Below are 9,591 nucleotides of genomic sequence, written 5' to 3' on the forward strand. Positions count from 1 at the left end.
GGTCCTTTTACTCGTTTATGTAGTTTTTCATGTGATGTGAGATTTCTTTGTGAAGTAATTGTAGATATGCGGTATAATCGTCGCAAGCGGTTGTTGATACAAGATTGAGAGGGTTATGGGGATGGCTACTGCTGGCGGAAAATAAGATAAAGCTAATACCAGCCCGCAAGCATTATTCCTGATACCGACATTGTATATCATAGTGAGAACGGATTCTTTTGAGCGGTCCTTTAAGACGTAAGAACCTAGATAGCCAACAAAGTAACCTGTTGAAACAATTAATAAGGTTACAAGCATAGTTTTAAGTATTGATAAATCCCAGACAATCTGTGGGGCTACTAATGATGCATTTATTAAAATAACAAGCATTAAGGATAGCTTAGAGGTCGCCCCGCCGATGTTTTTAGTGAAGTTTGCCACACGTCCGTCAGTGGCATCATGAAGGAGCATACCGGCGATACTTGGCAAGGTTACCATCAGTGAGAGGTCTAAAATCATTTTGACGTAATTTATTTCGACAGTTTGCCCAATAACCATATTAAAGAAAAGCGGCAGGACCAAAGGCACTACGATTGTATCCAGGGTTACTGCAACAAGGGACACAGCTAAATTTCCTTTTACTAAGGCGGTCCAAATGACTGATGTAACACCAATCGGTATAGATGCGCCAATTAGATAACCGATACGAATAAAGGGTTCGTCCGGGTAGAATATGATACCGGCTAACCATGCTGTCAGTGGTGTTACAAAATGTACTAAGACTAAAATCCAAAGTGGTATCAATGGTTTACTTAGTACTTTGATAAATTCTTTGAAACTTGTTCCTAGTGCGGTAACGAAAGTCATGTAGGCAAAAAAAGCAACTACTAAATACCTTATTAAAGGAGTATCAGGAATTTTCAAAATAAATCCTAAGAACAGACCGGATAATACTACTAAGAACATTTTTCGTCCCAACCAATTGTTTAACGAAGAAAAGAAAGCAGACATATAAAGACCCCCAAAAATTAGTACAGCCCTCCTCAAAGGAGGGCTGATTTCAATATACCGCTATGAAAATAGGACTCGCTTCGCAAAGTTCGGCATAAGTCGTGTTTTCTTTATATTAATTATACGCCAGAGTTCCTAAAAAGACCAAAGACTAAAATCTACACTAAATGCCGAAAAAAAGGGTTTTGAGCTTAATATGAGTATAATTTATAACTCAAGCAAAGTTTTAGGTAAGGAGTAGTAAAATGAATGATACATGGAAAATAGCGACATATAATGTAAACTCAATAAGAGCAAGAATGCCTATTTTACTGGAGTGGTTAGAAAGGGTACAGCCTGATGTAGTTGCACTTCAGGAAACAAAGGTTCAAGATGATAAGTTTCCGGTAGACGAACTAAAAGCGGTCGGCTATTACTCTGTATTCAAGGGGCAAAAATCCTATAATGGCGTTGCAATACTTACTAAATCAGAGCCAACTGTTATTAGTTATGGCCTGAACGAATTGGAGTATTCAAATGAGGCGCGATTGATTTCCGTAAAAGTTGATAATGTGAATATTATTAATACCTATGTACCACAAGGAAGAGATGTTTCAAGTGATCATTTTCAGCATAAGCTGGCGTGGCTTCAGCGACTGAGTGAATATATCAGCCATAATTATCAGCCTAATGAGCCGGTAATTTGGTTGGGTGACTTTAATATTGCCCCGGATAATCGTGATGTACATGCGCCGGAAAAGCTGTTTGGTTCTGTAGGATTTCATCCAGAAGAGCATAACTTATTAGAAATAATGCGTAACTGGGGACTTAATGATATCTTTCGTCAGCACGTAACTGACGATGGTCACTTTACATTTTGGGACTATCGTGTACCTAATGGCTTTAAAAGAAAGCTAGGGTGGAGGATCGATCATATTTGGGCTACAAAAACTATAGCGGAACGGTCGCTGCGGGCCTGGATTGATACCGAAATGCGTCAAGCTGAAAAGCCATCCGACCATGCACCGTTTATTGCCGAATTTGAAAGAATGTAATTAGTGCGTTGAAAGATAATCTTTTATAAATTTTGCGAATCTTCGTGGAGCAAGGTTCATACACTTTACAAGAGGGTTATTGCAACGATTTTTAAAATAATAAAATACAGCTTAGGATGATGGCTATGGGAGAGAACGCTGTGCGGCGCCGAAGGAGCAAGACTTCTTTGTCCAAACTCTCAGGCAAAAGAACCGTAGCCGGACTAGACTCTGGAGAGAATGCACTAAATGGTGCATCACCGAAGGGGAGCCCGTTGCGGGCGAAACTTTCAGGTATAAGTGACAGAGACAAAGAAGGTTATTTGCCTTTTATGTCTCTGTTTTTTATTATACGATAAGCAAGTATAAAACTTTCTTACATGCATAAGGAGATAAGTATCGACTTCCGCTGTCGCTAAGGCTCGGCGCAAGCCGAGTTTTCTTTACATGAAACTTGCTTTTTCAAGGGAGGATGGTGTAAATGCAAGGAAAACAAACACCGCTGTATGATGCGCATCTTAGCTATGGTGGCAAGATTATTGATTTTGGAGGGTGGATGCTGCCGGTACAATATCAGGGGATTTTAGACGAACATCGAGCAGTTAGAGAAAGAGCAGGCTTGTTTGATGTATCACACATGGGAGAGATATTAGTTCAAGGTGAAGATGCTGAAGCCTTTCTGCAAATGTTAGTTACTAATGATGTAACTAACATTACTGACAATCAAGCACTGTATACCCCTATGTGCTACCCTGATGGTGGAACTGTGGATGATTTGCTCATTTACAGATACTCTGCACACAAATATCTGCTAGTAATTAATGCTGCTAATATTTATAAGGATTGGGAATGGTTGCAGTCACAGAAAACAAATTTTAAAGTAGTACTTGATAATCTATCCTCAGAAATAGCCCAACTTGCAATTCAGGGACCACTGTCTTGCTCTATTTTATCAAACGTAACAACCGAAGCACTTAAAGAACTACGTTATTACCATTTTATCGCTAATGCGGATGTGTGTGGCAAAACAGTTTTACTGTCCAGGACCGGCTATACTGGTGAGGATGGATTCGAGATTTACTGCAAGCCTGAAGATAGCAATGAGATATGGGAGAAGCTGCTAAAGGCTGGCCGAGAGTATGGTCTTGTACCGGCAGGGTTGGGGTGTCGTGATACCTTGCGCTTTGAGGCGTGCCTTCCATTATACGGGCATGAACTATCTGCACTAATTTCCCCGCTAGAAGCTGGATTAGGACGATTTATAAAATTCAAAAAATCAAATTTTACCGGTAAAGACGCACTGTTAAAACAAAAGGAAGCTGGATTAAATCGCAAAATTATAGCATTTACTGTTTCAGGAAGAGGAATAGCTAGAGCGGGATACCCGATTAATGCTGCTGGAAATAACATTGGAGTTGTAACATCTGGCTCTTATTCTCCAACCCTAGATAAAAATTTGGGGCTAGGTCTAATAAACACAGTCTACTCTCAAGTTGGTAAATCAATCGAGATCGAAATTCGTGGAAAAAATGTCTCAGCTGAGGTAGTTGCTAAGCCTTTTTATTCTAGACCTTTAAATCCTTAAAGATACAATTTTATTGATAGGGAGGAGAAATAAGAATGGAAATCTTGCATGAGCTTAGGTACACAAAAAATCATGAATGGGTGAAAGTAGAAGGCGATCGTGCAACTGTGGGGATTACAGACTTTGCTCAAGGCCAGCTTGGTGACGTTGTTTTTGTGGAAGTTCCTGCTGCTTTTACCAGTGTTAGCGCAGGCCAATCATTTTCAGTTGTTGAGTCCGTTAAGGCTGTTTCGGATATCTACGCACCAGTTTCAGGCGTAATTATCGAAGTTAATGATGCTTTAAACGATAAACCGGAGGCTATAAATGAAAGTCCTTATGGCGAAGGCTGGATTGCGGTTATTGAGCTGAATAATCCATCAGAGCTAGATGATTTGCTGGAAGCTGCTGAATATCAAAAACTTATTGAAGAAGGAGGCCATTAAATATGGCACGAAGTTATTTGCCGCATACCGAAAATGATATCAAGGCAATGTTGGCAGAAATCGGAGTGCAGTCTATTCAAGACTTATTTAATGATATTCCATCAGATATAAAGTTGAAAAAGCCGTTGGACTTACCACGTGCCTTAGCCGAGTCCGAGTTGGTAGCTCACTTACGGTCTTTAGCCTCCAGTAATGCAAATCTCCAAGATTACAGTTGTTTTTTAGGGGCTGGTGCATACGATCACTATATACCTAGTGTTGTTGATCATATAATAGGCAGATCAGAATTCTATACAGCATATACGCAGTATCAGCCTGAGATAGCACAAGGGTATTTGCAGGCTCTTTGGGAATACCAGAGTATGATATGCTCGATAACCGGAATGGAAGCAGCTAATGCTTCATTATATGACGGCAGTACGGCTATCGCAGAAGCAGCTATGATGGCTTGCAGTACCTTAAAGCGTAAAGAAATAGTTGTTGCAAGTAGTTTAAATCCTAATTATCGCGCAGTACTTAAAACATACGGTAAAGATTTGGAATTTAAAATAAACGAAGTAAGTTTTAGTAATGGCATAGTAGATTCGGAAAGTCTAGATAAGTTCATTAGTAAGAATACCGCAGCTGTTATTGTCCAACATCCAAATTTTTTCGGGTGTGTTGAGGATATAGAAAGTTTGAGTAATCATGCGCATAGTGTCGGAGCTTATTTAATAGTTGCGGCTAATCCCATTTCATTAGGACTGCTAGAAGCGCCGGGGTATTTGGGAGCAGATATTGTAGTAGGAGAAGGGCAGGCTTTAGGCCTTCCAACTGCATTCGGGGGACCATATCTGGGTTTCTTCGCAACTACTGAGAAGCTCATTAGGAAAATGCCTGGTCGGATTGTGGGCCAAACTTCAGATTTTGAAGGTAACCGTGGGTTTGTTCTTACACTGCAGGCCCGAGAGCAGCATATAAGACGTGAAAAGGCTAACTCAAATATTTGCTCTAATGAAGCATTATGTGCTTTAGGAGCAGCAGTTTATCTAAGTACGCTTGGTAGAAAAGGATTTAGGGAAATAGCTGAATTATGTTTGCAAAAGGCTCATTATGCCAGTCGGCGATTAAGTGAGTTAAACGGCTGTGAACTTGTTTTCTCAGCTCCATTTTTCAATGAATTTGTAATTAAGTTAAATAAGCCAGTGAAACAAGTCAATAAATCATTACTGTCTGAGCGGATAATTGGTGGGTTTGATCTAAGTGAACACTACCCTGAGTTATCTAACTCCATGCTGCTATGTGTAACAGAAAAGCGTTCTAAATCCGAGATTGATAAGCTTGCTAATGTATTGGGGGCGATACTGTGAGAGAAAGTAAAGCCTTAATTTTTGAGTTAAGCAAACCAGGACGTAAGGCAATTGATTTACCGGATGCTGATGTTCCAACAGAATCAATTGAATCATTAATTCCTGCTAATTACTTGCGTAAATCTGATGTTGAGTTTCCAGAGGTTAGTCAGCCTGACTTAATTCGCCATTATACTGGGTTGTCAACGCGCAATTTTGGCGTGGACTCGGGATTTTATCCGCTAGGTTCTTGTACAATGAAATATAATCCCAAGGTTAATGAAGATATCAGTCGCTTGGCTGGGCTTAACAACATTCATCCACTTCAGGATAGTGATTCAGTCCAAGGGGCGCTAGAAATGCTGTATTTTATGGAAAAGTATTTATGCGAAATCGCAGGTATGGATGCTATAACCATGCAGCCAGTTGCTGGTGCTCATGGAGAGTTAACAGGTTTAAAACTTATAAGTGCTTATCATCGACAGCGCGGTGAATTTCGCGATAAAGTGATTGTCCCAGATTCAGCTCACGGCACTAATCCAGCCTCAGCCACAGTGTGCGGTCTAAAGACGGTTGAAATAAAATCAAATAGTGATGGTTCTGTAAACCTTGATGCGTTAAGAACAGCTGTTGGTACCGATACAGCTGCGTTAATGCTGACAAATCCAAGTACCCTTGGACTTTTTGAAAGCAATATACAAGAAATTGCTAAAATCGTTCATGAAGCAGGCGGGCTACTTTATTATGATGGCGCTAACGCTAATGCGATAATGGGCATTACTAGGCCCGGCGATATGGGGTTTGATGTTGTCCACTTTAACTTACATAAGACTTTTAGCACCCCTCACGGCGGTGGTGGTCCTGGAGCAGGACCAGTAGGTGTAAAAAAGGAACTTGTACCCTTCTTACCAGTACCAATAATTACCTATGCTGGCGGTAAATATAACCTTGATTATGATCGTCCGAAATCTATCGGTAAGGTACATGCATTTTATGGAAATTTTGGCGTGATCTTGCGGGCATATGCTTATATCAGAGCGATGGGATCTGACGGTTTGAGGCAGGCAAGTGAGTGTGCTGTCCTAAGTGCTAATTATTGTTTCAGTAAATTAAAAAATCTCTATCATACACCGTTTAATCGATTTTGTATGCATGAATGTGTACTTACTTCATTAAACCAGCGGAAATACGATGTAAAGACTCTAGACATTGCAAAACGATTATTAGACTATGGTTATCATCCACCAACGATTTATTTCCCGCTTATTGTTGATGAGGCTCTTATGATAGAGCCAACTGAAACAGAAAGTAAGGAAACTTTAGATAGTTTTATCGATGTTATGTGTAAAATTGCTGAAGAATGTGTGAAAAATTCGACTAGAGTTAAGGCATCTCCATGTAATACTGTTGTCGGGAGACTTGATGAGGCGACGGCAGCACGTAAGCCGGTGGTTCGATGGAAAATTTAGAGACTCAGGTTTTAAGAGCTTGGAATGTAAGAAATGAATTTTTTCCGCCTGAGATATGTTTTGTTAGTCCGACGAAAACCAAGGCTATAAGTGTAACAGGAGATAGATGCGAACAAAACTGCAGCCATTGCGGCGGACATTATCTTAAAAATATGAAATCGTTAACACAATTGACAGAGGACGATATTAATGCCTCCAGTTGGTTAATTAGCGGCGGGTGTACGACTGAAGGTAAAGTGCCAATTTATCCTTATATAAAAGATTTGGCCGAGAGAAAAAGGACCAAGCGGTTTAACGTTCATACAGGACTAGTAACTCATGATGAAATACTTAATCTAAGTGCAATTGCGGATACTGTTTCATTTGATTTTATAGGTGATAACCAAACGATTCGCGAGGTGCTGGGAACGCAGCATACAGTGGAGGACTATGTTAATTGTTATAAGAGACTGCGCAGTAACTTAAGAGTAATTCCCCATATTTGCATAGGACTTCTTGCCGGACAGATAAAAGGAGAATATCAAGCCTTAGATATACTAAAACAACTAGGTGTTGATGGTTTGACTGTTATTGTGTTTACGCCAACAAAGGATACATATTATTCAAACTGCATGCCACCTAATATAACTTCAGTTGTCAAATTTTTGGCGAAGGCAAGAGTAGACTTTCCAAATGTTCCACTTCACCTAGGTTGTATGAGACCTGGCGGAAGTTATCGTAATGAGCTTGACCAATGGGCCGTAAAGTTAGGCATCAATACAATAGTCAATTCAACTGCTGCCACTATGCGGTTAGCAGAAAAATTGGGACTAAGAATACTCAAGGGAGAGGAGTGCTGCAGCCTATGAGTATGTGGAGGCTGTCAGCAGGTACAGCCAATATAATTGGTAAGAAAAAGGCAGCAACGCATGTTCATCCTTCTACTGCTTATATAATGATCGGAGAAAAATGCCGAAATAATTGCAAGTTCTGTGCTCAGTCACAAGGTAGTAGTTCGGCAAATAACAGGTTATCGCGTATTACTTGGCCGGCGTGTGAAGCAGAGCAAGCCTCTACTGGTATTGGAGAAGCCTATGCCAAACGTGTGATTAGGAGGGCTTGTCTGCAAGTTCTTGACAGTGAGATGGGCATTGATGAAGCACTTGCGGCTATAAAAAGATTACAGACAGATACTAAGATGCCCATATGCGTATCGAGTAATATCAAAACAGTGGATAAGGCAAGAGAATTATTAGCAAACGGAGCTGAGCGTATCTGCATCCCTTTAGATGCCGCAACACCTGACGTTTTTAATCGAATAAAATCAGGCAGCTGGCAGGAAAAGTGGGACCTGTTAATTGCTTGTGCAACGGAATGGCCTGGAAGTATTACAACTCACCTCATTGCTGGTCTTGGTGAATCAGAAGAAGATATGGTAAAAACAATGACCGAATGTATTAATCAGGGTATTACGGTTGGACTTTTTGCTTTTACTCCAGTACGTGGCACCAGCCTTGAAGAGTACAGCCCTCAGACAATAGGCCAATACCGGCGAATTCAAATCGCCCACTGGCTGTTGAAGCAGGGGTATGATTATAAGTCCATACAGTTCAACAATGGTTGTATAACAGGTTTTTTAGTTTCAAATTTATATGACATTTTAGAAGACGGAAGCGCTTTTCAAACAAGTGGCTGCCGAGACTGCAACAGGCCATATTTTAACGAACGCCCCGGTGGCGTTATGTATAATTTTCCTAGAGAGCTAACCCATACGGAAGTTTTGAAGGCTATTCAGGAAAGCGAAGTGGTAATTGGGCTATGCTGAAATGGAGGTTTATTGATTCTGGGTTTGCGAATGCTGCTGTTAACATGGCAGTTGACGAAGCAATATTAACTGCTTGTTCTGATAAATTAGTACCTTCGACATTTAGATTATACGGCTGGAAACCGGCAGCAGTTAGTTTAGGCTATTTTCAGAAAGCTACTGAGGAAATAGATATTGTAGAGTGCCAACGGCTTGGAATCGATATAGTGCGAAGGCTTACTGGAGGGCGGGCGGTCCTGCACGAAACTGAACTTACATACAGCATTATAGTAAATGAAGACGAACCTGAGGTTCCTTCCTCAATATTAGCTTCATATCGATATTTTTGTAATGGCTTATTATGCGGGCTGCAGCGTTTAGGAATAAAAGCACAAATGAATATGCCAAAAGGTGCATATGGAAATAGGCATAAAAGTGCATCGGCTGCTTGTTTTGATTCTCCATCCCAGTATGAAGTTACCTATGAAAATAGAAAATTAGTAGGAAGTGCGCAAGTGCGAAAGAATGGAGTTATTTTGCAGCATGGATCGATTCTCCTTAAGTTTTCGCCTGAACTGGTTGGATCAGTATTTCTTTATAGTTCACCCGAAATGCGGGTTCGGACAATTAAACTACTTGAACAGCGTGCAGTTTCAATTGAACAAATTTTAGGAAGAAATATTCCATGGGAGGAGCTTTGTGCGGAAATACGAGATGGCTTCAGTCAGGCTATGGGTATTGGCTTATTTGAAGATGATCTTACTAAAAACGAACTTCAAATAAGCACAGAATTAGCTAATAAAAAATATAGTAAAGATAGCTGGAACTTCAAGTAGTTTTAGTATGCTTAAACAATGAAGCCTGCAGAAAATGAACTGAACCCTTGCGAATAGACACGATTAAGAAGCCCTGTCGCAGGATTATATGAAATTACGCATGCTGACGCCGTTTTTCAAGTGGCGTCAGCTTTGTTTTTAGCTGAATACGTTCGTGATTGT

Annotated in this window: 9 protein-coding genes and 1 riboswitch; of the genes, 8 read left to right on the top strand and 1 reads right to left on the bottom strand. The window is 40.4% G+C overall.

Features of this window, described 5'->3' with window-relative positions:
* Window positions 1-27: 27 nt before the first annotated feature.
* Window positions 28-990, bottom strand: coding sequence for a bile acid:sodium symporter family protein (locus V6C17_RS11050; protein WP_333522637.1), 963 nt, complete (start codon window positions 988-990; stop codon window positions 28-30).
* Between the two features lie 245 nt (window positions 991-1,235).
* On the opposite strand from V6C17_RS11050, the gene xth reads away from it, so the two are divergent.
* The 8 genes from xth to V6C17_RS11090 all read left to right on the top strand — a co-directional run bounded on the left by xth (window position 1,236) and on the right by V6C17_RS11090 (window position 9,429).
* Entirely contained in the window at window positions 1,236-2,024 is a 789-nt protein-coding gene (gene xth, locus V6C17_RS11055; protein ID WP_333522638.1) for an exodeoxyribonuclease III, read from the top strand.
* Window positions 2,025-2,140: 116 nt separating this feature from the next.
* Window positions 2,141-2,229: riboswitch (glycine riboswitch) on the top strand.
* 255 nt (window positions 2,230-2,484) lie between these two features.
* Window positions 2,485-3,588 (top strand): glycine cleavage system aminomethyltransferase GcvT, encoded by a 1,104-nt coding sequence (gcvT, locus tag V6C17_RS11060; RefSeq protein WP_333522639.1) that lies wholly within the window; start codon window positions 2,485-2,487, stop codon window positions 3,586-3,588.
* Window positions 3,589-3,623: 35 nt separating this feature from the next.
* Window positions 3,624-4,013, top strand: coding sequence for a glycine cleavage system protein GcvH (gene gcvH / locus V6C17_RS11065; protein ID WP_333522640.1), 390 nt, complete (start codon window positions 3,624-3,626; stop codon window positions 4,011-4,013).
* Window positions 4,014-4,015: 2 nt separating this feature from the next.
* Window positions 4,016-5,362 carry an aminomethyl-transferring glycine dehydrogenase subunit GcvPA gene (gcvPA, locus tag V6C17_RS11070; RefSeq protein WP_333522641.1) on the top strand — a complete coding sequence of 449 codons (1,347 nt, stop codon included), beginning with the start codon at window positions 4,016-4,018 and terminating at the stop codon, window positions 5,360-5,362.
* Window positions 5,359-6,810: an aminomethyl-transferring glycine dehydrogenase subunit GcvPB gene (gene gcvPB / locus V6C17_RS11075; protein ID WP_333522642.1), complete on the top strand. Its 1,452-nt coding sequence runs from the start codon at window positions 5,359-5,361 to the stop codon at window positions 6,808-6,810. Before gcvPA ends, gcvPB begins: the two co-directional genes overlap by 4 nt.
* Window positions 6,798-7,658: a radical SAM protein gene (locus V6C17_RS11080; RefSeq protein ID WP_333522643.1), complete on the top strand. Its 861-nt coding sequence runs from the start codon at window positions 6,798-6,800 to the stop codon at window positions 7,656-7,658. The genes gcvPB and V6C17_RS11080 overlap by 13 nt, the downstream gene beginning before the upstream one ends.
* Complete coding sequence (locus tag V6C17_RS11085; protein WP_333522644.1) at window positions 7,655-8,614, top strand: radical SAM protein; 960 nt, start codon at window positions 7,655-7,657, stop codon at window positions 8,612-8,614. The genes V6C17_RS11080 and V6C17_RS11085 overlap by 4 nt, the downstream gene beginning before the upstream one ends.
* Window positions 8,608-9,429: a lipoate--protein ligase family protein gene (locus V6C17_RS11090; RefSeq protein WP_333522645.1), complete on the top strand. Its 822-nt coding sequence runs from the start codon at window positions 8,608-8,610 to the stop codon at window positions 9,427-9,429. Before V6C17_RS11085 ends, V6C17_RS11090 begins: the two co-directional genes overlap by 7 nt.
* Window positions 9,430-9,591 lie beyond the last annotated feature (162 nt).

Source organism: Dendrosporobacter sp. 1207_IL3150 (assembly GCF_036763085.1).
Classification (GTDB): Bacteria; Bacillota; Negativicutes; order DSM-1736; family Dendrosporobacteraceae; genus JBAIYU01.